19 protein-coding genes are annotated in these 22,012 nt (G+C 74.6%); 9 read left to right on the top strand and 10 right to left on the bottom strand.

Going from position 1 to position 22,012, the window contains the following annotated elements:
• Positions 1-29 precede the first annotated feature (29 nt).
• The 3 genes from R2E43_RS08210 to R2E43_RS08200 form a co-directional block, all read right to left on the bottom strand.
• Positions 30-1,316 (bottom strand): ribonuclease D, encoded by a 1,287-nt coding sequence (locus R2E43_RS08210; protein ID WP_168715225.1) that lies wholly within the window; start codon positions 1,314-1,316, stop codon positions 30-32.
• A 181-nt stretch (positions 1,317-1,497) separates the two neighbouring features.
• Positions 1,498-2,160 carry a response regulator transcription factor gene (locus R2E43_RS08205; RefSeq protein ID WP_003972894.1) on the bottom strand — a complete coding sequence of 221 codons (663 nt, stop codon included), beginning with the start codon at positions 2,158-2,160 and terminating at the stop codon, positions 1,498-1,500.
• Between the two features lie 293 nt (positions 2,161-2,453).
• Entirely contained in the window at positions 2,454-3,170 is a 717-nt protein-coding gene (locus R2E43_RS08200) for a DUF3000 domain-containing protein (protein ID WP_011030605.1), read from the bottom strand.
• Between the two features lie 151 nt (positions 3,171-3,321).
• On the opposite strand from R2E43_RS08200, the gene hemE reads away from it, so the two are divergent.
• Positions 3,322-4,389: a uroporphyrinogen decarboxylase gene (hemE, locus tag R2E43_RS08195; protein WP_193485456.1), complete on the top strand. Its 1,068-nt coding sequence runs from the start codon at positions 3,322-3,324 to the stop codon at positions 4,387-4,389.
• Between the two features lie 28 nt (positions 4,390-4,417).
• Here hemE and R2E43_RS08190 read toward each other — a convergent pair whose 3' ends face one another.
• Positions 4,418-5,938 carry a glycoside hydrolase family 3 protein gene (locus tag R2E43_RS08190; protein ID WP_011030606.1) on the bottom strand — a complete coding sequence of 507 codons (1,521 nt, stop codon included), beginning with the start codon at positions 5,936-5,938 and terminating at the stop codon, positions 4,418-4,420.
• Positions 5,939-6,353: 415 nt separating this feature from the next.
• Between R2E43_RS08190 and R2E43_RS08185 the strand changes: the two genes are divergently transcribed.
• Genes R2E43_RS08185 through R2E43_RS08165 form a run of 5 tightly spaced genes read left to right on the top strand, consistent with a single transcriptional unit; the run spans position 6,354 to position 11,746 of the window.
• Positions 6,354-7,448 carry a phytanoyl-CoA dioxygenase family protein gene (locus tag R2E43_RS08185; RefSeq protein ID WP_003972889.1) on the top strand — a complete coding sequence of 365 codons (1,095 nt, stop codon included), beginning with the start codon at positions 6,354-6,356 and terminating at the stop codon, positions 7,446-7,448.
• The gene (locus R2E43_RS08180; RefSeq protein WP_003972888.1) at positions 7,430-8,758 is read left to right on the top strand and encodes a DUF6271 family protein; all 1,329 of its coding nucleotides are present in this window, start codon (positions 7,430-7,432) and stop codon (positions 8,756-8,758) included. Before R2E43_RS08185 ends, R2E43_RS08180 begins: the two co-directional genes overlap by 19 nt.
• Positions 8,755-9,963, top strand: a complete 1,209-nt coding sequence (locus R2E43_RS08175; RefSeq protein WP_016327575.1) for a type III PLP-dependent enzyme — start codon at positions 8,755-8,757, stop codon at positions 9,961-9,963. The genes R2E43_RS08180 and R2E43_RS08175 overlap by 4 nt, the downstream gene beginning before the upstream one ends.
• Complete coding sequence (locus tag R2E43_RS08170) at positions 9,956-10,525, top strand: GNAT family N-acetyltransferase (RefSeq protein WP_030864176.1); 570 nt, start codon at positions 9,956-9,958, stop codon at positions 10,523-10,525. The genes R2E43_RS08175 and R2E43_RS08170 overlap by 8 nt, the downstream gene beginning before the upstream one ends.
• A 6-nt stretch (positions 10,526-10,531) precedes the next feature.
• Entirely contained in the window at positions 10,532-11,746 is a 1,215-nt protein-coding gene (locus R2E43_RS08165) for an MFS transporter (protein ID WP_332056064.1), read from the top strand.
• 18 nt (positions 11,747-11,764) lie between these two features.
• On the opposite strand, the gene R2E43_RS08160 is transcribed toward R2E43_RS08165, so the two are convergent.
• On the bottom strand, positions 11,765-12,583 hold the full coding sequence (locus R2E43_RS08160) for a rhomboid family intramembrane serine protease (protein ID WP_030864180.1): 819 nt from the start codon (positions 12,581-12,583) through the stop codon (positions 11,765-11,767).
• A 135-nt stretch (positions 12,584-12,718) separates the two neighbouring features.
• Here R2E43_RS08160 and R2E43_RS08155 point away from each other — a divergent pair, with 135 nt between their 5' ends.
• Positions 12,719-13,081: a hypothetical protein gene (locus R2E43_RS08155; RefSeq protein WP_016327580.1), complete on the top strand. Its 363-nt coding sequence runs from the start codon at positions 12,719-12,721 to the stop codon at positions 13,079-13,081.
• A 14-nt stretch (positions 13,082-13,095) separates the two neighbouring features.
• On the opposite strand, the gene R2E43_RS08150 is transcribed toward R2E43_RS08155, so the two are convergent.
• Positions 13,096-14,493 carry an FAD-dependent oxidoreductase gene (locus R2E43_RS08150; RefSeq protein ID WP_093457213.1) on the bottom strand — a complete coding sequence of 466 codons (1,398 nt, stop codon included), beginning with the start codon at positions 14,491-14,493 and terminating at the stop codon, positions 13,096-13,098.
• A 27-nt stretch (positions 14,494-14,520) separates the two neighbouring features.
• A complete protein-coding gene (locus tag R2E43_RS08145) occupies positions 14,521-15,504 on the bottom strand; it encodes a DUF4349 domain-containing protein (RefSeq protein WP_332056063.1) in 984 nt (327 codons plus the stop codon).
• Positions 15,505-15,773: 269 nt separating this feature from the next.
• Between R2E43_RS08145 and hemG the strand changes: the two genes are divergently transcribed.
• Positions 15,774-17,258: a protoporphyrinogen oxidase gene (gene hemG / locus R2E43_RS08140; protein WP_003972880.1), complete on the top strand. Its 1,485-nt coding sequence runs from the start codon at positions 15,774-15,776 to the stop codon at positions 17,256-17,258.
• A 4-nt stretch (positions 17,259-17,262) separates the two neighbouring features.
• Complete coding sequence (gene hemQ / locus R2E43_RS08135) at positions 17,263-17,994, top strand: hydrogen peroxide-dependent heme synthase (protein WP_003972879.1); 732 nt, start codon at positions 17,263-17,265, stop codon at positions 17,992-17,994.
• Here hemQ and R2E43_RS08130 read toward each other — a convergent pair whose 3' ends face one another.
• The 3 genes from R2E43_RS08130 to R2E43_RS08120 all read right to left on the bottom strand — a co-directional run bounded on the left by R2E43_RS08130 (position 17,995) and on the right by R2E43_RS08120 (position 21,938).
• Entirely contained in the window at positions 17,995-19,596 is a 1,602-nt protein-coding gene (locus R2E43_RS08130; protein WP_191851413.1) for an alpha/beta hydrolase, read from the bottom strand.
• Positions 19,597-19,710: 114 nt separating this feature from the next.
• Complete coding sequence (locus R2E43_RS08125) at positions 19,711-20,508, bottom strand: TIGR04222 domain-containing membrane protein (RefSeq protein WP_326648456.1); 798 nt, start codon at positions 20,506-20,508, stop codon at positions 19,711-19,713.
• A 113-nt stretch (positions 20,509-20,621) separates the two neighbouring features.
• Positions 20,622-21,938, bottom strand: coding sequence for a DUF692 domain-containing protein (locus R2E43_RS08120; RefSeq protein WP_319123253.1), 1,317 nt, complete (start codon positions 21,936-21,938; stop codon positions 20,622-20,624).
• Positions 21,939-22,012: the final 74 nt, after the last annotated feature.

Here is a 22,012-nt window from a genome sequence, read left to right as displayed (position 1 = left end):
GCGACCTTGGCCGGAATCCGCCGCTCCTGCTACGCCGCCTCCCGGCTCAGCGCCGCCACCAGTACCGGTGTCACCTGCTCCACCTGCCAGGGCCGGGCTCCGTGTCCGGCGAGGGCCGCGCCCACGGACTCGGCGTCGACCGTCGCGGGCGGCTCCCAGCAGACCCGGCGCACCGTGTCGGGCGTGATCAGGTTCTCCTGGGGCATGCTCAGCCGCTCGGCCAGCGCCGTCACCGCCGCGCGTGCCGCGGTCAGCCGGGCCGCGGCGGCCGGGTCCTTGTCGGCCCAGGCCCGCGGCGGCGGGGGGCCGGTCACCGGCTGGCCGGGCTGTGGCAGCTGCGACTCGGACAGCGCCCTGGCCCGGTCGACCGACAGCTGCCACTGCTCCAGCTGCCGGCGGTTCACCCTGCCGAACCCGTTCAGCGCGGCCAGCGCGTGCGCATCGGGCGGCAGCGCGAGGGCGGCCTCGACGATGGCCGCGTCCCCGAGCACCTTGCCGGGGGAGACGTCCCGGCGCTGCGCGATCCGGTCCCGGGCCTGCCACAGCTCCCGCACCACGGCGAGCTGGCGGCGCCTGCGCACCTTGTGCATGCCGGACGTGCGGCGCCACGGGTCCTTGCGCGGCTCGGCCGGCGGGGCAGAGGCGATCGCGTCGAACTCCTGCCGGGCCCACTCCAGCTTGCCCTGGCGGTCCAGCTCCTTCTCCAGGGCGTCCCGCAGGTCGACCAGCAGCTCGACGTCGAGCGCGGCGTAGCGCAGCCAGGGCTCGGGCAGCGGGCGCGTCGACCAGTCGACGGCGGAGTGGCCCTTCTCCAGGACGAACCCCAGAACGTTCTCCACCATCGCGCCGAGCCCGACGCGCGGGAAGCCGGCGAGCCGCCCGGCCAGCTCGGTGTCGAAGATGCGGGTGGGCACCATCCCTATTTCCCGCAGGCACGGCAGGTCCTGGGTGGCCGCGTGCAGCACCCACTCCGCGTCGGCGATCGCCGCACCGAGGCCGGAGAGGTCGGGACAGGCCACCGGATCGATCAGCGCGGACCCCGCACCCGCACGGCGCAGCTGCACCAGGTACGCGCGCTGGCCGTAGCGGTAGCCGGAGGCGCGCTCGGCGTCGACGGCGACGGGGCCGCTCCCGGCGGCGAAGGCGGCGGTCACCTCGGCGAGGGCGTCCGCGTCGGCGATCACCGGCGGAATGCCCTCGCGTGGTTCCAGCAAGGGGATCGGCGCCTGACTCGCAGAAGATCCGGCGTCGTCCGGAGGGGCGCCTCCGGTGGTTCGCAGTGGACGGTCTGCTGCGGTTTCGTGGGCGTCGGTCACCTGTCAAGGGTATCGGTGGATCGACGGAGCCCGCCGACGGAACGTTCCGTCGGCGGGCTCCGGGGGGTCGTAAACCAGTCAGGTCAGTGAAAGACCGGCTTCACGAGGGCGTTGTCGGGGGAGCGGGAGTGGGGGAGCGGGGAGCGGGGAGCGGAGATCGGGGAATCGGGGATCGGAGCGGTCAGTGGATGATGCCCGTGCGCAGGGCCACCGCGACCATCCCGGCGCGGTCGCCCGTGCCGAGCTTGCGGGCGATGCGGGCCAGGTGGCTCTTGACGGTCAGGGCGGACAGGCCCATCGAGACGCCGATCGCCTTGTTCGACTGGCCCTCCGCGACCAGCCGCAGCACCTCGACCTCGCGGCCGGAGAGCTCGCGGTAGCCGCCCGGGTGGCTCGGGGCGCCCGGGGGGCGGCGGTGCAGACGGGCGGCGGCCGCGCCGATGGGGGCGGCGCCCGGCCGGGTGGGGAGCCCGACGTTGGTACGGGTGCCGGTGACGACGTAGCCCTTGACGCCGCCGGCGAGGGCGTTGCGCACGGCGCCGATGTCGTCGGCGGCGGACAGGGCGAGCCCGTTGGGCCAGCCCGCGGCGCGGGTCTCCGAGAGGAGGGTCAGGCCGGAGCCGTCGGGAAGGTGGACGTCCGCGACGCAGATGTCGCGGGGGTTGCCGATGCGGGGACGAGCCTCCGCGACGGACGAGGCCTCGATCACGTCGCGCACACCGAGCGCCCACAGGTGGCGGGTGACGGTGGAACGGACGCGCGGGTCGGCCACGACCACCATGGCGGTCGGCTTGTTCGGGCGGTAGGCGACCAGGCTTGCAGGCTGCTCGAGGAGAACGGACACCAGGCCTCCTGGGGTGCGGGGACGGGGCCGGCTCATGGGGTTTAAGCCGGGACGAACCGTGCTTTCAAGGTCACAGTCGTCTTCGGCACCGAACGCGTCCGCCTTTAGAGAATGATCACGATCTGGTGAGTAACAATCCGAGCAATTCGGACACACTGTCGATCATTCGAAGATCGAACGGTTCCGCACTTTGTCGATACGAGGCCGAAAGTGGCCGTGTCGACAAAGTGACGGAACCTCCTCCGGACGTGCGGACCCCCTGCCCGGAACGATGAACGACGGCTGGTGAAGGGTCAGCGCGACTGGGGGTCGCGCCGCTGCGGCAGCGTCACGACCGAGGCGTCACCCGGCGCCGCCGGCGGCAGACCCGCGACCTGGGCCAGCAGATCGCACCACGAGGAGAGGTGCGCCGCGGTGTCCGGGACGCCGCCGAGACCCTCGCGCGGCGTCCAGGACGCCCGGATCTCGATCTGCGAGGCGGACGGGCGCGCCGAGAGCCCTCCGAAATAGTGGGAACTCGCACGCGTGACCGTGCCGCTGGGCTCCCCGTACGCCAGCCCGCGGGCCTGGAGCGCGCCGGTCAGCCAGGACCAGCACACGTCCGGCAGCAGCGGATCCGCCGCCATCTCCGGTTCCAGCTCCGCCCGCACCAGCGTCACCAGCCGGAAGGTCCCGTGCCAGGCGTCGTGCCCGGCCGGGTCGTGCAGCAGCACAAGCCGCCCGTCCGCCAGGTCCTCGTCCCCGTCCACGACCGCGGCCTCGAGGGCGTAGGCGTGCGGGGCGAGCCGTTTCGGGGCGGGGGTCGCCTCCACCTCGATCTGCGGCCGCAGCCGCACGGCCCGCAGCGCCTCCACGGCGGCCGCGAAGGCCGGCGGCACGGTACTCCCGTTGCCCCCGCCGCTTGCGTTGCTTGCGTTGTGACTCCCCTTGTGCCGGGCCTCTTCCTCGGTCCCCTTCGCCTCGTCCATTCCGCCAGCGCCGTCCGACAGTCGTCCCTGAGCCGCAGCCATGCGGGGAACATTAAGCGGAACGGCGGCCCGGCGCAGGGAGGGACACCCGCGTGCGGACGCGATGTCCGGATCACGCGCCCTCGCCGGGGCGCGCGGGAGCCGCCCCACCCGTGGTCCGGTGCCGTTCCGGGGGCATGCGAGACTTGCCGGTGTGAGTGCCAACCAGAGCCCCGCGGGCCAGCCGCCGACCGCCACGTACGACTCCGCGTTCCTCAAGGCGTGCAGGCGTGAGCCGGTGCCGCACACCCCGGTGTGGTTCATGCGGCAGGCCGGGCGCTCACTGCCGGAGTACCTGAAGGTGCGCGAGGGCATCCCGATGCTCGAGTCCTGCATGCGGCCGGAGCTGGTCGCCGAGATCACCCTCCAGCCGGTGCGCCGGCACGGGGTGGACGCGGCGGTCTACTTCAGCGACATCGTGGTCCCGCTCAAGGCCATCGGCATCGACCTCGACATCAAGCCGGGCGTCGGCCCCGTCATCGCCGAGCCGATCCGCACCCGCGCGGACCTGGCGCGGCTGCGCGACCTCACCCCCGAGGACGTCGCCTACGTCACGGAGGCCTTCGGCCTGCTCACCCGCGAGCTGGGCGCCACCCCGCTGATCGGCTTCGCGGGCGCGCCGTTCACCCTCGCCAGCTACCTCGTGGAGGGCGGCCCGTCCCGCAACCACGAGCACACCAAGGCCCTCATGTACGGCGACCCGCAGCTGTGGGCCGACCTCCTGGACCGGCTCGCCGGCATCACGGCCGCCTTCCTGAAGGTGCAGATCGAGGCGGGCGCGAGCGCCGTCCAGCTCTTCGACTCCTGGGTCGGCGCGCTCTCCCCCGCGGACTACCGCCGTTCGGTGCTGCCCGCCTCCCGCAAGGTCTTCGAGGCCGTCTCCGGGTACGGCGTGCCGCGCATCCACTTCGGCGTCGGCACCGGCGAGCTGCTGGGCCTGCTCGGCGAGGCCGGTGCGGACGTCGTGGGCGTCGACTGGCGCGTCCCGCTGGACGAGGCGGCCCGCCGCGTCGGCCCGGGCAAGGCGCTCCAGGGCAACCTGGACCCGGCCGTCCTGTTCGCCGGGCGGGAGGCGGTCGAGAGCAAGACCCGCGAGGTCCTGGACGCGGCGGCGGGCCTGGAGGGCCACGTCTTCAACCTCGGCCACGGCGTCCTGCCGACCACCGACCCGGACGCGCTGACCCGCCTCGTGGAGTACGTCCACACGCAGACCAGCCGCTGAGGGCGCCCGCCCCAGGACGGGCGCCGGCTCAGAGCGCCGGCGCCTGAGTCAGGGCCTCCGCCGCGGCGACACCCGAGGCCGCGCTCGCGCCGTGGGTGAAGATCTGGGCGGCCGCGGCGGCGCCGGCGCCCGGCAGGCCCATCTCCACCACGATCGCGTCCGGGCGGGCGGCGGTCAGACCGGTCACGGCGCGGCTCATCCACGCGTGCCGGGCCGCGTCGCGGGCGACGATCACCAGGGGGCGTCCCGCGGCCGGTTCGAGGGCGCAGCTCTCCAGCGCCACCGTCCCCTCCTCCAGCTCCTGCCCGCGCACCCGCACGGAGGTCGTACCCGGCAGGCGCTCCCGCAGCGGTTCGGCCACGCCCCACGGGGTCTCCTTGCCGATGGCCATGTTGGTCACCGGGGCCAGCTCGACCACGTGCGGCGCGGCGGTCAGCGGCAGGGCGGCCCGCGCGGCGCCGGTGAGCCGCACGGCCCGGCGGGCGGCGACGTGGCCGATGCCGTCCCCGGCGGCCTCCCCGGCGGCGCCGGACGCCCGCAGCCCGGCCGACCAGCGGGCGAACTCCCGTACCCGGCCCGCCGCCCCGGCCAGCCGCTCCTCAGGCAGCTCCCCGCCCGTCACCGCGGCGGTCAGCGCCTTGACCAGGAGCGCGACGGTGGCCTCCTCGGCGCTCTCGCCGCCCACGCAGATGGCGTCCACCCCGGCGCCGACGGCCTTGACCGTGGCGCCGTCGATGCCGTAGCGGCGGGTGACGGCGCCCATCTCGATGGCGTCGCTGACGACCAGGCCGTCGAAGCCCAGCTCCTCGCGGAGCAGGTCGTGCAGGATCCGCCGGCTCAGCGTGGCCGGCAGCTCGGGGTCGTGGGCGGGGACCAGCAGGTGGCCGCTCATGACCGCGCGCACGCCGGCCGCGACCGCGGCGCGGAACGGGGGCAGTGCCTGGGCGGCGATCTCGTCCCGGCCGGCCGTGTAGGCGGGCAGGTCGTGGTGGGAGTCGACGGCGACGTCCCCGTGGCCGGGGAAGTGCTTGGCGCAGGCGGCGACGCCGGACGACTGGAGCCCGCGGATCCACGCGGTGGTGTGGCGCGCGACCACCTCGGGGTCCGAGCCGAAGGAGCGCACGCCGATGATCGGGTTGTCCGGGTTGGAGTTGACGTCCGCGCTCGGCGCGTAGTCGAGGCTCACCCCGGCGGCGCGCAGCTGCCGGCCGAGGTCGGCGGCGACCGCCTCGGTCAGCGCCGGGTCGTCGACGGTGCCGAGGGCGAAGTTGCCCGGCCGGGACGACCCGGTGGCGGACTCGATCCGGGTGACGTCGCCCGCCTCCTCGTCGATCGCGACGATCAGGTCGGGGTTCTCGGCGCGCAGTTGGGCGGTCAGCCGGGCGACCTGCTCGGTGGAGACGATGTTGCGGGAGAAGAGCACGACGGAGGCCAGTCCGTCGCCGATGTCGCGCAGGACCCAGTCGGGGGCCTCGGTGCCCACGAAACCCGGCTGGAGAACGGAGAGCGCGAGCCGACGCAACTCGCTGCTGTGCTTGCTGGAGGACATCGGCCGCGCCTTTCGGGTGGATTCTTGGTATAGACCAAGGAGGGTGCGCGTTCAGGTTAACCAGACGTGTCAAGAGTGCCCCTCGCTGAACTCGGAAGTAACAACTCGACTGGTCGGGAGGGGTGTTGACACCCCGCCTTGGTCTAGTCCATTGTGAGGCGCAAGTTCGGCGAGGGACGGATGCGACGTCAGTTTCCGCGCCGGGCGCCTGCCGCGGCCGGACTGCGAAGTCCGCCGTCGCGGCGACGACTTCCGTACGACGACTTCCGTGACGACCACCCCGGACCTCGCCCCGCTCCGCCCCGTGCCGCGAGCGGGCCCGCTGCCACCACCGACCTCATGTGCGACGGCCCGACCACCGTCGCGCACACCGCCGTTGCCCGCACGGGGCGACGGCGAGGATCTGGAGCACCACATGGCGACGCCCGATTCCTACCTCCACCGAGCCCCGTCGGACCTGCCCTACTTCAGCGCGGACGCCGACACCTACCTGGCCCGCACCCAGCTGCGCGACCTCGACAAGACCCGTCCGCTGCGGGTGCTGTCCGAGGAGGACTTCGCCCACTGGCAGACGTACGGCTACGTCGTCGTGAAGGAGGCGATACCCGCCGACTCCGCACGCCGACTGCTCGACTTCGCCTGGGAGTTCCAGGGGCTCGACCCCGAACGCCCCGACACCTGGTACCAGGACCGCGAGTACCGCTCCGACCTCGACCGGGAGCTGCACATCTACGGCTTCGTCGAGGCCTACCACCACCAGCTCATCTGGGACAGCCGCCAGACGCAGCGCGTCTACGACGCCTTCGTCGACGTGTGGGACTGCGAGGAGCTGTGGGTCACCCTGGACCGGCTCAACCTCAACCCGCCCAACACGGGCAACCGCGACCGCGCCCTGATCAACAAGCCGGACCGCGGCTTCGACATCGACCTGCACTGGGACGTGGACACCACGCTCGGCGTCCTGCCCCAGCGCGTCCAGGGCATCATCGCGCTCAACGACACCAAGCCCGACCACGGCGGCTTCCAGTGCTGCCCCGAGCTGTTCCGCCGCTTCGACCGCTGGAAGGCCCTCCAGCCCGACGGCCGCGACCCGATCAGGCCCGCGATCGACCGCGAGGACATGCCCGTCGTACGGCCCGACCTGGAGGCCGGCGACCTGCTCATCTGGAACGGCCTGCTGGCCCACGGCGTCGCCCCGAACGTCTCCGGCGAGGGCGTGCGCGCCGTGCAGTACCTGTCGATGATGCCCGCACTGGAGTCCCACCGCACCCTGCGCGACTCCCGCGTCGACTCCTGGCGCACCCTCGCCACCCCCGACTGGAACGCCACCCTCCTCGGCGACGCCCACCGGCACGAGTCCGAGCGCTACGGCCCCGCCGAACTGACCGACCTCGGCGCCAAGCTGCTCGGCCTGAAGTCCTGGCACGCCGACGCCGACGCCGGGAGCGGCGACCAGAACAGCGACCGGAACGAGGCCACCGGGGACGGCGCATGCGCGGCATCTGCCTGACCCTGCCCACCAACCGGCACTGCCCGGACACCGTCGCGGCCCTGGGCGAGGAAGCCGCCTACGCCGCCGACCACTTCGACATCGATGTCCACCTGCTCGTCCTCGACTCCTGCCCGCCCGAGGAACGCGCCGCCCACGCCGCCGCGTTACGGCGCCTGCCGGCCCACCCCCGGATCACGGCGCACCACCTCGACGAGGCGGCCCAGCGCGACTTCCTGACCCGGGTGGCGGCACGCTCCGGGAGCGCCAAGCCCGAACTGCTCCTCGACCTGATGCTCCCCGACGGGCTGTCCTACGGCGCCTGCACCAACCGCGCCTTCCTGATCGCGGCCGCGCTCGGCTGCGAGTCCGTCCACCGCCGGGACTCCGACAGCCGCTACCAGAGCGTGGACGGCCGTACCGTCTTCCCCGTCCACCACGAACTGCTGTCGCTGGGCGAACGCGCCGCCGACGCCGCGGCGGGCGTCACCGAGCCGGTCGCCCTCCCGGACGACCTCCGTGAGCGGAGGGTCGCGATGGTCGGCAGCTCCTTCGTGGGTGAACTCTCCGTCGACATCGCGCAGATACGGGACACCGACCCCGCCGTCTACCACGACGTCGTCTCCCTGTGGGCCCCCGAGGACTGGTCAGCCGAGCAGAAGCGCGCCCTGGTCGAGGAGTCCTTCACCGGCGCGGGCACCGAACCCTTCACGACGGACCACTCGCTGCTGACGGTGGTCGACCCGATGCGCGTGGACATGTGCAACATCGCCTTCCACGGCCCGACGGTCAGCGAACGCGTGCCGCTGCCGCCCGCGCGGGACACCATCGGCAGCGACTACTTCCTCATCCACCTCGTGCACGACGCACGGCTGCCGGGCGTGCTGCACAACCGGAACATCGTCAACTACTACACCGGCGAACGCCGGACGGGACCCGGCTTCCTCGCCTACCAGACCCGCTTCGCCAAGTTCCTGCTGTCGATGCTCTACTTCCACCACGTCTACGACCGCATGGCCGGGGCGGGCGACGCCCTGCTGGACGAGCACGGCCGGGTCCGCCCCGACACCGTCGCCGCCCTGGCCCGCGAGAGCACCGGCCTCGACACCGCGGAGAACGTCCGCCGGCTCGACGCCCTGGACGCCGCCTACCGAAGGCTCGGCGGCAGATACGCCGACTTCGCCGACCTGCTGGCCGGCCGCCGCGCCCGCCTCCTGGACGAGGCACGCGGCGACATGGCCGACTTCGCACTGCTGACGGAGGCGTGGGAGTCCATGGTGGCCGCGGCCAGGACCACCCCGGTCCGCCCGTCCGAGGGGCGGCCGCGGTGAGCCCCCTGACGGCCGCGGACCTCGGCGCACCCCTGGCCGCCGCGCTCGCCGCCGCCACCGAGGACCGGCTCGTGTACGACCTGGCCGGCATCGAGCGGCGCCACGACACGCTGCGGGACGAACTGCCGGGCGTGCACGTGCGGTTCGCGATGAAGGCCTGCCCGGTCGACGAGGTACTCGCCGCCCTGGCAGGCCGGGGCGCCGGTGCCGACGCGGCGAGCCCCGGCGAGGTCGAGCAGGCGCTGCGGGCCGGGGTGCCGGCCGGCCGCGTGCACTACGGCAACACCGTCAAGTCCGACCGGAACATCGCCGAGGCCCACCGGCTCGGCGTGCGCACCTTCGCCACCGACAGCCTCCAGGACGTCGCCGCCCTCGCCGTCCACGCCCCCGGCGCCCGGGTGTTCTGCCGGGTGGCGACCGGCGGGGCGGGCGCGCTGTGGGGGCTGAGCAACAAGTTCGGCTGCCCGCCCGGCGACGCCGTCCGGGTGCTGGTGGCGGCCCGGGACGCCGGTCTGGTGCCGGCCGGCCTGTCCGTGCACGTCGGGTCCCAGCAGATGACGAGCGAGGCCTGGCACGGCGCCGTCGACGATTTGGGCGACGTACTGCGCGCACTCGGCCGGCACGGCATCCGCGTCGACCACGTCAACCTCGGCGGCGGCCTGCCCGCGCTCGGCTACCGCGACCGGCACGGCGCCCCCCTCGACCCACCGCTGGACAAGATCTTCGCCGTGATCCGGGAGGGCATGGACGAGCTGCGCCGGATCCACGGCGGCCACCTGGACTTCGTCGTCGAACCCGGGCGGCACCTCGTCGCCGACCACGGCGCGATCCGCGCCCACGTCGTCCGCCTCACCGAGCGCCGGGCGGCCGACGGCGAGCGGCAGCACTGGCTCTACCTGAGCTGCGGCAAGTTCAACGGCCTGTACGAGATGGACGCCCTGCAGTACCGGCTGGTCTTCCCGGGCCACCCCGACGGCCCCTGCGTCCCGGCCGTGGTCGCCGGACCCACCTGCGACAGCGACGACGCCTACTCCCACGAGGAGGGGCTGGTCCCGGTGCCCGCGGCACTGGCCTCGGGCGACCCGGTCTGGGTGCTGTCCTGCGGCGCCTACGCGACCAGCTACACGACCCGGGGCTTCAACGGCTTCGCCCCGCTCCCGTACGCCTTCGCGGGCCGCCCGGAGAGGACCGGCGCCGATGACTGAGACCGTGCGCGTACGCCCCCTCGCCGACGGGGACTGGGACGCGGTCGTGACGCTGGAGCGGGACGCCTACACCGGCCTCGGCCTGTCGGAGGGCCGGGCCGCGCTCCAGTCCCGGGCGGCGGCGTCGCCGGACACCTGCTTCGTGGTGGACCTCGGCGCCCGTACGGCGGGCTACGTGCTCGCGCTGCCCTACCCGCCGCACCGCTACCCGGACCTGACGCGGACGGAGGCGGACCGGGACGCTTCCGAGCCCGGGAACCTCCACCTCCACGACATCGTCGTCGCCCCCGGGCTGCGCCGCAGGGGGCTCGGCCGGCACCTCCTGCACCACCTCACCGCCACCGCCCGGGCGCGCGGGGACGAGCGGATCTCCCTGGTCGCCGTGGGCGGCACCGAACGGTTCTGGTCGGCGCGCGGCTTCGTGGCCGAGCCGGGCGTGGTGCCGGCCGGCGAGTACGGCGGCGACGCCGTCTACATGTCCAAGCCGGTGGCGGCCGCCCGGCGGACCCGGGACCGCCCCTCCCTCTCCCCGCCCGCCCCCACCCTGCGCGAAGTGAGCTGATTGCGCGTGACCCGTCTCCACGACCCCTTCCGGCGCGGCCAACTGGCGATCGCCGCGCTGTTCCTGTCCCTCGGCTTCCAGTACGCCACGTGGGCCGCGCGGATCCCCGCCATCAAGGCCGACCTCGACCTGAGCGCGGCCGAGGTGGGGGTGCTCCTGATGGCCGCGGGGGTCGGCGCGGCGGTGTCCTTCCCGGCGGTGGCCTGGCTGATGCGCCGGATGGGCTCGCGGCGCCTCGCCCTGCTGTCCCAGCTGGGCCTGGCCCTGCTGCTGCTCGCCCTGGCGGCGGCGCCCAACTACCCGGTGGCCCTGCTGGTGATGTGCGCCGACGGCGTCCTCGTCGGCTGCCTGAACGTGGCCATGAACGCGCAGGGCGCCGCCCTGGAGACACGGCACGAACGCAACACGATGGCGCGGCTGCACGCCGTCTTCAGCGCCGGCTCCCTGCTCGCGGCCCTGCTCGCCTCCGGCATGACCGCCGCCACCGGATCGGTCGCGGCGCACTTCGGTGTCGCCGTCGTCCTGCTCGCCGCACTGGGCGTGACGGCGCGCACCGGACTGCTCGACGAGGACGCCACGGCCGACGACGGGGCCGCGGCCGACGCCCCGGCCGACGCCGGCCCGAAGCCGGGCCGCCGCCGCTGGACCGTCCCCTCGCGCCTGACCCTGTGGATGTGCTGCGCCATGGTCTTCGGCACGGTCGCCGAGGGCGCCATGAACGACTGGTCCGCCCTCTACCTGAAGGACATCGCCGAGGCCTCGGCGGAACTCGCCCCGCTCGGCATCGCCGTGGTGTCCGGGATGATGGTCGTCGCCCGCCTCTTCGCCGACGGCTGGCGCGGCCGCTGGGGCGACGGCCGGGTCGTCCTGCTGGGCAGCGCCGTGGCCGCCGCCGGTCTCGCCGTCGCCCTGGTCAGCGGCGGCGTCGCCCCGGCGCTCGCGGGCTTCGCCTGCATGGGCCTGGGCATCGCGGCCGTGACCCCCTGCGTCTACGCCGCCGCCGCCCGGCAGGGCTCGGACGCGCTGACCCTGGTTGCCGCCATGGGCACCACGGGGCTGCTGGCCGGCCCGCCGCTCATCGGCTTCATCGCCGGCGCGAGCAACCTGGCGTGGGGCATGGGCGCCGTGGCCGCCTCGGCGGGCGCCGTCGCCCTGTGCAGCACCCGGATCAGCTGGACCGAACCGGCCCCCGCCGCGCAGAGCGAGGCGACCCCCGCCTGAGCACACCCGGCCCGCCGGTCACCACCCCGGCCGCGCCCGCCGCCCGAACAGCAGCCCGGGCGGCTGCGGCGGGCGCGGGGTGCCCCGGCGCAGCGGCCAGGCGATCAGCATGCCGGCGACGAAGCCGACGACGTGCGCCACGTACGCCACCGTGCCCGCGTCGGACACGGCGCCGCCGGAGGAGTAGACCGCCTGGAGCCCGAACCAGAAGCCCAGCACCAGCCAGGCCGGCAGCCGCAGCGGCAGGAAGACCAGGAAGGGCACCAGCACCCAGACGCGAGCCCTCGGATACAGCACCAGATAGGCGCCGAGCACCCCGGCGATCGCACCCGACGCACCGATCAGCGGGGCACCCGAGTCGGCGTCGAGAAGCGCGAAGCCGTAGGTCGCCGCGTAGCCGCAGACGCCGTAGAAGAGCAGGAAGGGGACGTGGCCCATCCGGTCCTCGACGTTGTTGCCGAAGATCCACAGGAAGAGCATGTTGCCCAGCAGGTGCAGCCAGCCGCCGTGCAGGAACATCGCCGTCAGGACGCTCAGCTCCGGCGACTTGTCGTAGCCGGGCGGCGCGACCACGCAGCCGGGCCCCTGCGGGCCGACCCCCACGGCGCCGGTGGGCACCAGGCGGGGCATCCGGTGCTGGAGCAGCTCCTGCGGCACCGCCGCCCAGTGGTCCAGGAAGGCCTGGAGGTCACACATCTGCGCGAGACTGCCGTCGCCCGACGCGGATCCGGCCATGCCGGGGGTGAACAGGAACACCAGGACGTTCGCGAGGATCAGGGCGTACGTCACCCACGGGGTGCGGCGCGCCGGGTTCACGTCATGGACGGGGATGACCACGAGACAGTACTGCCCGCCCGGCCGGCGGTGAACCGGTCCGCCCCGTTGAACGCCCCCGTCCGTGTGTACGTATGTCCTCTCAACCGCCCGCGGCCCGGGGAAGGCGGGACGCGGGGACGACGTGAGGAACAGGCGATGAACGAACGGGTCACACCGGCTCCGGCGATGCACGCCCTGCCCGACGGCGAGGCCGAGGTCGCCCTCGTCCTCCGCCTCCCCTGGGAGGACGTCGCCCGCCTCGGTCAGGAGGCGGGGCGGCTGGCGGCGCAGATGCAGCGGCCGGTGACGCTGGACGAGGCGGTGAGCCACCGGCTGCGCTCCGCGCGCGGGGCGTCCCACGCCAAGCCGGCCGGTGAACAGCCGCCCGCGGTACGCACCCCGGTGCCGGCGACCGCCCCGGCGCCGATGGGCGCCCCGGCGTCCGTGTCCTCCCTGCCGGCGCGGCCCCCGGCCGAGCAGGCACGGCAGGCCATCGACCGGATCAACGGCACGGCCTGACCGGCGGGCGCCCCTCAGCGCTGCTGCTCGACCTCCCTCGCCGCCTTGCGGGCGGCCACCAGCACCGGGTCCCACACCGGTGAGAAGGGCGGCGCGTAACCGAGGTCCAGGGCGGTCATCTGCTCGACCGTCATCCCGGCCGTGAGGGCCACCGCGGCGATGTCGACCCGCTTGCCCGCGCCCTCACGGCCGACGATCTGCACGCCGAGCAGCCGCCCGGTGCGCCGCTCGGCCAGCATCTTCACCGTCATGGGGGACGCGTTCGGGTAGTAGCCCGCCCGGCTGGTGGACTCGACGGTCGACGTCACGAAACGCAGCCCCGCCCGCAGCGCGTCCTTCTCCCTCAGGCCGGTCCGCGCGATCTCCAGGTCGCAGACCTTGCTGACCGCCGTGCCGACCACGCCCGGGAAGGTCGCGTAGCCGCCGCCGACGTTGGTGCCGACGACCTGCCCGTGCTTGTTGGCGTGCGTACCCAGCGGAATGTGCCGCTCCTGGCCGGAGACCAGGTCGAGCACCTCCACGCAGTCGCCGCCCGCCCAGATGTTCTCGTGCCCGCGCACCCGCATCGCGAGGTCGGTCAGCAGCCCGCCGTGCGCGCCGAGCGGCAGCCCCGCCGCCGCGGCGAGCCCCGTCTCGGGGCGCACACCGATGCCGAGCACCACCACGTCCGCCGGGAACTCGGCGTCCTCGGTCGCCACCGCCCGGACCCGGCCGTCGTCCCCGGTCAGCACCCCGGTGACCTCGGCGTCGTTGACCATGGTGATGCCGAGACCCTCCATCGCCCCGTGCACCATGCGGCCCATGTCCGGGTCCAGCGTCGACATCGGCTCCCGGCCGCGGTTGACGACCGTCACCTCGTAACCGCGGTTGATCAGCGCCTCGGCCATCTCCACGCCGATGTACCCGGCGCCGACGACCACCGCGCGACGGCCGCGCGTGCGTGTCAGCGTGTCGAGCAGCGCCTGCCCGTCGTCCAGCGTCTGCACCCCGTGCACGCCGGGCGCGTCGATGCCCGGCAGCTCCGGCCGGACCGGCCGCGCCCCGGTCCCGATCACGAGCTTGTCGTACGACACCCAGGACCGAGCCCCGGAATCGACGTCACGCGCGCGTACCCGACCGCCGGCCACGTCGATCTCCGTGACCTCGGTGCGCATCCTGAGGTCGATGTCCCGGGCGCGGTGCTCCTCGGGCGTGCGCGCGATCAGCGCGTCCCGACCGGTCACGTCGCCGCCGACCCAGTACGGGATGCCGCACGCCGAGAACGAGCTGAAGTGACCGCGCTCGAACGCCACGATCTCCAGCTCGTCCGGGCCCTTCAGCCGGCGCGCCTGCGACGCCGCGGACATGCCCGCGGCGTCGCCGCCGATCACGACCAGCCGCTCGCTCTTCCCGTCCCCAGCGCTCATGTTCATGCGAACACGCTACGCGGGCGGGATCTTTCAGTCCCGCGCCCCGGGCTCCGCACCGCGCGGCCCCTTCGGACGGCGCGGCAGCCGGGGGCGTGCGACCCGCAGCCACAGCAGCGCGAGCAGCGCGGCCATCGCGGCGAACGGCGCCACCGCGCCGAGCACCACCGCCACCCAGCGCAGCATCGCCACGAAGGCGTCCCAGCCGCCGGCCAGCGCGTCCGTGAACCCCGGGTCCTCGTCCTCCTTCTTCTCCTCGTGCTTCACCGGCGTCTCCGACAGGGAGAGGGTGATGGTGGCCAGGCTCGTGCGGTCCTTCAGGGCCGCCTGCCGGGCGAGCAGCGCCTCCAGCTCCGCCTGACGGGTGCTCAGCTCGCCCTCCAGGCTCACCACGTCGCTCAGCCGCGTCGCCCGGTCCATCAGCTCGCGGACCCGGGCCACACTCGCCCGCTGCGACTTGACGCGGCTGTCCACGTCCACCACCTGGTCGGTGACGTCCTCCGCCTTCGCGTCGCGCCGCAGCAGCTTCCCGGCGCCCTCCAGATCGTCGAGCACGTCCTCGTAGCGCTCCACGGGCACGCGCAGCGTCACCTCGGTCCGCTCGTGGCCCTCCGCGTCACGGGTGGTGGACTCGTCGCCGACGTAGCCGCCGGCGTTCTCGGTCGCGGTGCGGGCCGCGTCGAGCGCCCTGGGCGTGTCCTTGACCTGAACGCTCAGGGAGACGGTGCGGATGATGTGGGCCGGAGCGAGCTTCGGCGGCGCGCTCGCACCGGCGCCGTCGGATCCGCCCTCACCCGCCGCGCCCGTCGTGCCGTCGGCCTGCGAGCCCGCCGCCTGCGAGCCCTGCTGCGGCGCGGCGGCCTTGGCGTTGCCGCCCGCGTCGGAGCCGGCGTCCGAGGCACTGCATCCGGTGAGGGCGAGCGCCGTGACCAGCAACAGGCCGGCCAGGGCGCGGGCGGGTGGCACGGACCTCGGGGCCGCGGTTCTTCCTGTCGCCTGCCGTCGTGCCTGCATCATGGATCCCCCCAGGTTGGTGGCAACTGATGTCTCTACGACGCGCGGAGGGGCGCGCACGACGGCGCGGAACGGTTCCGAAGAGATCACGGTCCGGACTCGCGGCCGGACGGGGCGGCGGACGGGGCGCCGGACGGGCGCCGGGCGGACGCGCGGGTGCACGGGTCGTACGCGTACGGGCCGTACGCGTACGGGTCGCGCGGGACCTGCGGGTCGGGGCCGGGGCCGTCCGGCCCCGGGGCGGTGTCGGTGGCGTCTGAGACGCTGGGGCCATGAGCGCAAGTGAGACCCCGGCGGGCGAGTTCCCACCGGAACAGGAACCCGGACACGTAGTCGTCGTCGGAGCCGGCATCGCCGGACTGGCCGCCGCCCACCGCCTCCTGGAGGCCGGCGCCCGGGTGACCGTCCTGGAGGCGTCCGGCCGGGTCGGCGGCAAGCTGCTGCCCGGCGAGATCGCCGGCGTACGCGTCGACCTCGGTGCCGAGTCGATGCTGGCCCGCCGCCCCGAGGCCGTCGGCCTGGCCCGCGCGGCCGGACTCGCCGACCGCCTCCAGCCGCCGTCCACCGCGACCGCCTCCCTGTGGACCCGCGGCGCCCTGCGCCCCATGCCCAAGGGCCACGTCATGGGCGTCCCCGGCACCGCCGCCGCCCTGTCCGGCGTGCTCTCCGAGGAGGGCCTCGCCCGCATCGAGCGCGACGCCGAGCTGCCCCGCACCGAGGTCGGCGACGACGTGGCCGTGGGGGAGTACGTCGCCGCGCGCCTCGGCCGCGAGGTCGTCGACCGCCTCGTCGAGCCGCTCCTGGGCGGCGTCTACGCGGGCGACGCCTACCGCATCTCGCTCCGCTCGGCCGTGCCGCAGCTCTTCGAGGCCGCCCGCACCCACACCTCGCTCACCGAGGCGGTCCGCGCCCTCCAGGGCCGCACGGCCACCTCACCGCCGAGCGGCCCGGTCTTCATGGGCATCGAGGGCGGCATCGGCACCCTCCCGCCCGCCGTCGCCGACTCGGTCCGCGCGCGCGGCGGCGAGATCGTCACCCAGGCGCCCGTCACCGAGCTGCGCCGCACCGCGTCCGACGGCTGGCGGATCGTCGCCGGCGACCGGGTGCTGCACGCCGGCGCGGTCGTCGTCGCCGTCCCGGCCGGGCCCGCCGCCGAGCTGCTGCGCGCCGAGGCGCCCGCCGCCGCGGCCGAGCTGTCCGCGGTGGAGTACGCCTCGATGGCCCTGGTCACCCTCGCCTACCGCCGCTCGGAGGCCGCCGCGCTCCCCGAGGGCAGCGGCTTCCTCGTACCGCCGGTCGACGGGCACACCATCAAGGCGTCCACCTTCGCCTCCCGCAAGTGGGGCTGGATCGCCGACGAGGACCCGGACCTGGTCGTCCTGCGCACCTCGGTGGGCCGGTACGGCGACACGGAGATCCTCGGCCGCGACGACGCGGGACTCGTCGCCGTCTCCCGGCACGACCTGGCCGAGGCCACCGGCCTGACCGCCGCGCCCGTCGCCACCCGCGTCACCCGTTGGCAGGACGGCCTGCCGCAGTACCCCGTCGGCCACCACGCGCGCGTGGCCCGCGTCCGCGAGCACGTCGCGAAGCTCCCCGGCCTCGCGGTGTGCGGCGCGGCGTACGACGGCGTCGGCATCCCGGCCAGCATCGCGAGCGCGTACGCGGCCGCCGACCAGATCCGGGGCGACCTCGGCGGTGTGGAGGAGCTCACGGCCCACCCGGTGCAGAGCCTGCACGGCGGAGCGGGAGAATAGGGCCATGAGTGACGACGCCTCCACCCCCGCGGCCGAGCGCATCCCGAACAAGGGCAAGCTGGCCAAGGACCTCAACGAGGTCATCCGCTACACCCTCTGGTCCGTCTTCAAGCTCAAGGACACCCTCCCCGAGGACCGCGCCGGGTACGCCGACGAGGTCCAGGAGCTGTTCGACCAGCTCGCCGCGAAGGACGTGACGATCCGCGGCACCTACGACCTGTCCGGGCTGCGCGCGGACGCCGACCTGATGATCTGGTGGCACGCCGAGACCGCCGACCAGCTCCAGGAGGCGTACAACCTCTTCCGCCGCACGAAGCTCGGGCGGGCGCTGGAGCCGGTCTGGTCGAACATGGCGCTGCACCGCCCCGCCGAGTTCAACCGCTCGCACATCCCGGCCTTCCTGGCCGACGAGACGCCGCGGAACTACATCAGCGTCTACCCGTTCGTGCGCTCGTACGACTGGTACCTGCTGCCCGACGAGGACCGCCGCCGCATGCTCGCCGACCACGGCAAGATGGCCCGCGGCTACCCGGACGTGCGCGCCAACACGGTCGCCTCCTTCTCGCTGGGCGACTACGAGTGGATCCTCGCCTTCGAGGCCGACGAGCTGCACCGCATCGTCGACCTCATGCGCCACCTGCGCGGCTCCGAGGCGCGTCGCCACGTCCGCGAGGAGATCCCGTTCTACACCGGGCGCCGCAAGGACATCGGCGAGCTGGTCGCCGGGCTCGCCTAGTCAGGCCTTCGGTGCCGCGGTCTGCCGTGGCTCCGGTTCCGGGCGCGGGGCGCACGACGTGTCCCGCGCCGGGAGGCGGCCGTCCAGCAGATACGCCTCCAGGTGGCCGTTGACGCAGTCGTTCGGCCCGCCCGCGATGCCGTGCGTCCCGGCGTCCCGCTCGGTCACCAGCACCGAGCCCGCCAGCCGCCGCCGCAGTTCCAGCGCACCCTCGTACGGTGTCGCCGCGTCCCGTTCCGCGGCCAGGACCAGCGTCGGCGGCAGCTCGCCCGGCGCGGTGCGCACGTCGAGCGGTCGCTGCCGGGGCCCCTGCCAGTAGGCGCACGGCAGGTTGGTCCACACGTTGTCCCAGGTCTCGAACGGCGCCCGGCGGGCCAGCCGGGTGTTGTCCCGGTCCCAGACCTCGAAGTCGGCCGGCCAGGGCGCGTCGTTGCACTCGACGGCCGTGTACACGGCGTTGGAGTTCTCCGACCGCACCGCGCCCTCCGCGGTCCGGGTGCCCGCCTGGTCGACCAGCGGCTGCGGATCGCCCTTCAGGTACGCCGACAGCGCCTCGGCGCGGTGCGGCCAGTAGTCGTCGTAGTACCCGGCCGTCAGGAACGCCCCCTGGAGCTGCGCGGGCCCCACCGTGCCGCCCGCCGGCTCCGCCGCCAGCCGCTCGCTCGCCTCCTCGTAGCTGTCCTGCACCCGCCTCGCCGTGTCCCCGAGCCCGTACACGGCGTCGTGCTCGGCGACCCACTCCTTGAAGTCGTCCCAGCGGTCCTCGAAGGCCTCCGACTGGTCGAGGTTGTTGCGGTACCAGACCTGCTCGGGGTCCGGATTCACCACCGCGTCGAACACCATCCGCCGCACGTGCGAGGGGAACAGCTCGGCGTACAGCGCGCCGAGATAGGTGCCGTAGGACGCGCCCATGAACGTGAGCCGCCGCTCGCCCAGCGCGGCGCGGACGACCTCCAGGTCCCGGGCGTTGTTGAGCGAGTGGTAGTGCCGCAGCGCCTCCCCGCCCCGTTTCGCGCAGTCGCGCGCGTACGCCTCGGCCTCCGCGGCGCGCTCCTCCTTGTACGCGTCCGAGGGCCGCGTCGGCGCCGGCCGCGGCCCCTTGAAGAAGTCCCCGGGGTCCTGGCAGGACAGCGGCGCGGAGGGCGCGACCCCGCGCGGGGCGTACCCGACGAGGTCGTAGGCGGCGGCGATGCGCTTCCACTCGGGCACCATGCCCACCAGCGGGAAGTACAGCCCGGAGGCGCCGGGGCCGCCCGGGTTGTAGAGGAGGGCGCCCTGGCCGGGGACCTCGCGCCCGCCGCCGTCCGGGTCCCGGTGGGTGGCCCGCACCCGGCTGACGGTGAGCCGGACCTGCTTGCCGTCCGGGTGGGCGTAGTCCAGCGGCACGGTCACGGTGCCGCAGCGGATGCCGTCCGGCAGCTCCTCCGCCTGCGGGCACCTGCCGAAGTCCACCCCGGCCGCCGCCGCGCGCCGGGCCGCCACGGCGGTGCCGAGCGCCTCGGCCGGTCCGGGTCCGGCCGGCGGCGCCGCCCGGACGGGGGCGGCGGTGAGGGTGGCCAGCAGCAAGGACCCGGCGGCCGAGTAGAGGGCGGCAGCTCGCATCGCGTATCCCTTCGGTGCACGGTGTGACACAAGGGATGTTTGGTGCGGCGGCCGGACGGGGCAAGCACCGCCCGCGGGTGTCGGCGCCGAGTGCCTCCGTACGCCCCCCGAGCGTCAGGCCCGGCGCTCCCAGTGGTCCTCGGCGTACTTCTCGCGGTGGGCGAAGGCGGCACGCAGGTCCGGTTCGCCGATCGCGTGCACGCCGCGCACGGCGACCGAGGTGAGGAAGGTCCGGTCGTCCGCCGTGCCGTCGGCCCGCTGCACGAGGGCGCCGACCAGCCGTTGCCCGGCGGGGGAGGCCCAGCGCGAGGACGGGTGGATCTCCATCCGCGTGATGGCCAGGCAGCCCAGGGTGAGGGCGAGCGGCAGCGCGAACCAGAGGGCGATCAGGAGGCGCGGTTCGGTGGCGGGCAGCGGCAGCGCCAGGGCGACCAGGCCGAGCGCGCACACCGTCACCGCGGCGACCCGCACCCGGCGCACCCCGGCCGCGATCCCCCGGGCACCGCCGTCGGGCACGGCGAGGCCCGCGCCGACCAGCCGGTCGGCCAGGCTCCGTACCGCGTCGGCGGCGGCCGCGGCGGCCCGGACCGGCGCTATCCGGGACTGTCCGCCCGGGCCTATCGCCCCTATCACCGACCGCTCCATGTCGTCCCGCCCGCGCGGGTCCACGACGGTCGCCCATCCGGTGTGCGCGAGCAGCAGCCGGCGCTGGCGCGCCATCGAGACCAGCGTCAGGTCGGCCACCCGCCGCGGGCCGCCGGACAGGAACGCCGCCTCGTACAGCGTCAGCGTGTGCTCACGGACGACGGCGCCCGGTTCCACGGCCGCCGCGCGTACGGCGGCCAGGCACAGCCGCAGGCACGCGAGGCCGGCGACGGCCCAGGCCGACAGGAGGAAAAGGACCCAGAACATGCCGTACTTCTATGCCAAAGGCTTTCGCCGGCGCCATGCCCTTTTCACATTCCGGGACGCAGTGTTGTGGGTATGTGACGTTCCGCTCGGCGATGTCCCCCGACGCCCCCGGTTCAGCGGCGCAGCAGAACACGCCTGGTCGCACGGGCCAGCCGGGCCCCGGGGCGCGCCGACCGCGGCACCGGTCCCGACCGCTCCAGCCACCACTCCCGCAACTCCCGCCGCACACCCGGGCCCTCGTCCCCGGGCGCCGTCCGCAGCAGGTGTGCGACGAAGTCGAGGGCGTCCCGCCGGTAGCCGCCGGTCATCGGACGGTCCTGCGCGTAGGCGAGGAAGGCAGGCCGGTACCGCGCGCCCAGGATCACCGGCAGCTCGGGCGCGACCTTGCCGACCACGTCGGCCCGCTTGCCGGCCAGCGCCCGCGCCTGCACCCCCAGCCGCACCCGGTCGAACCCCTCGGGCACCGGCGTCCCCGCGACCAGCGCGGACAGCAGCGCGGCCTGCGCCAGCCCGAGCCGCTGCCGTACGGCGTCGTCGGCGCCGGAGCCCGCGTCGGTACCGGTGCGCGAGGTGGGGGCGGCCGCTCCGGTCCCGGTGGCCGCCGCCCGCCCCTTCTCCACGGCGACGCGGATCGCCTCCACCTCACCCCGCAGCTCGTCGCCGGAGGGGAAGTTCTCGTCGCGCTCCAGCAGCACGCCCGGCGGCGCGACGCGCGAGGCGAGGTCGGTCAGGATGTCCAGCACCGGCCGCGCGACGGGGTGGGCGTGGCTGTCGTGCCAGACGCCGTCCCGCTCGAAGCCGCCCGCGACATGGACGTAGGCGATGGCCTCCAGGGGCAGCCCGGCGAGCGCCTCGGCCGGGTCCTCACCCCGGTTGACGTGGTTGGTGTGCAGGTTCGCCACGTCGATCAGCAGCCGCACGCCGGTCCGGTCGGCCAGCTCGTACAGGAACTGCCCCTCCGTCAGCTCCTCGTCCGGCCACGAGACGAGCGCGGCGATGTTCTCCACGGCGAGCGGCACGGGCAGCGCGGCCTGCGCGACGCGCACGTTCTCGCACAGCACGTCGAGGGCGTCGCGCGTGCGCGGCACGGGCAGCAGGTGCCCCGCCTCCAGCGACGGCGACGCGGTCAGCGCCCCGCCCGCGCGCACGAACGCGATGTGCTCGGTGACCAGCGGCGACCCGAGCACCTCGGCCCGCTCGGCCAGCGCCGCCAGCCGTCCCGCGTCCGGTCGGTCCGCGCCGCCGAGCCCCAGCGAGACCCCGTGCGGTACGACGGTCACGCCGCGCTCGCGCAGCCGCAGCAGCGAGTCGGGCAGATGCCCGGGACACAGGTTCTCGGACACGGCCTCGACCCACTCGATGCCGGGCATCTCCTCGACGGCGTCCGCGATCTCCGGCCGCCATCCGATGCCGGTGCCCAGTCGTCGCATGGCCGATCCCTCCCTCCGCGTCGTCATGACCGGGGTATCGCCCGCGCGAGGGGGCCCGAACCCCGCGGAGGGCG

The organism is Streptomyces violaceoruber (assembly GCF_033406955.1).
Classification (GTDB): domain Bacteria; phylum Actinomycetota; class Actinomycetes; order Streptomycetales; family Streptomycetaceae; genus Streptomyces; species Streptomyces violaceoruber.
This window is presented reverse-complemented; position numbering and strand designations above follow the sequence as displayed.

Excerpts from the sequence above, each read along its gene's own strand:
- R2E43_RS08180 (WP_003972888.1), top strand. The coding sequence starts at position 7,430 with ATGCGCGGCATCTGCCTGACCCTGCCCACCAACCGGCACTGCCCGGAC.
- R2E43_RS08200 (WP_011030605.1), bottom strand. The coding sequence starts at position 3,170 with ATGGCTGCGGCTCAGGGACGACTGTCGGACGGCGCTGGCGGAATGGAC.
- hemQ (WP_003972879.1), top strand. The coding sequence starts at position 17,263 with ATGAGTGACGACGCCTCCACCCCCGCGGCCGAGCGCATCCCGAACAAG.
- R2E43_RS08130 (WP_191851413.1), bottom strand. The coding sequence starts at position 19,596 with ATGCGAGCTGCCGCCCTCTACTCGGCCGCCGGGTCCTTGCTGCTGGCC.
- R2E43_RS08150 (WP_093457213.1), bottom strand. The coding sequence starts at position 14,493 with ATGAACATGAGCGCTGGGGACGGGAAGAGCGAGCGGCTGGTCGTGATC.
- R2E43_RS08120 (WP_319123253.1), bottom strand. The coding sequence starts at position 21,938 with ATGCGACGACTGGGCACCGGCATCGGATGGCGGCCGGAGATCGCGGAC.
- R2E43_RS08145 (WP_332056063.1), bottom strand. The coding sequence starts at position 15,504 with ATGATGCAGGCACGACGGCAGGCGACAGGAAGAACCGCGGCCCCGAGG.
- R2E43_RS08170 (WP_030864176.1), top strand. The coding sequence starts at position 9,956 with ATGACTGAGACCGTGCGCGTACGCCCCCTCGCCGACGGGGACTGGGAC.
- R2E43_RS08185 (WP_003972889.1), top strand. The coding sequence starts at position 6,354 with ATGGCGACGCCCGATTCCTACCTCCACCGAGCCCCGTCGGACCTGCCC.
- R2E43_RS08125 (WP_326648456.1), bottom strand. The coding sequence starts at position 20,508 with ATGTTCTGGGTCCTTTTCCTCCTGTCGGCCTGGGCCGTCGCCGGCCTC.
- R2E43_RS08155 (WP_016327580.1), top strand. The coding sequence starts at position 12,719 with ATGAACGAACGGGTCACACCGGCTCCGGCGATGCACGCCCTGCCCGAC.
- R2E43_RS08190 (WP_011030606.1), bottom strand. The coding sequence starts at position 5,938 with ATGTCCTCCAGCAAGCACAGCAGCGAGTTGCGTCGGCTCGCGCTCTCC.
- hemG (WP_003972880.1), top strand. The coding sequence starts at position 15,774 with ATGAGCGCAAGTGAGACCCCGGCGGGCGAGTTCCCACCGGAACAGGAA.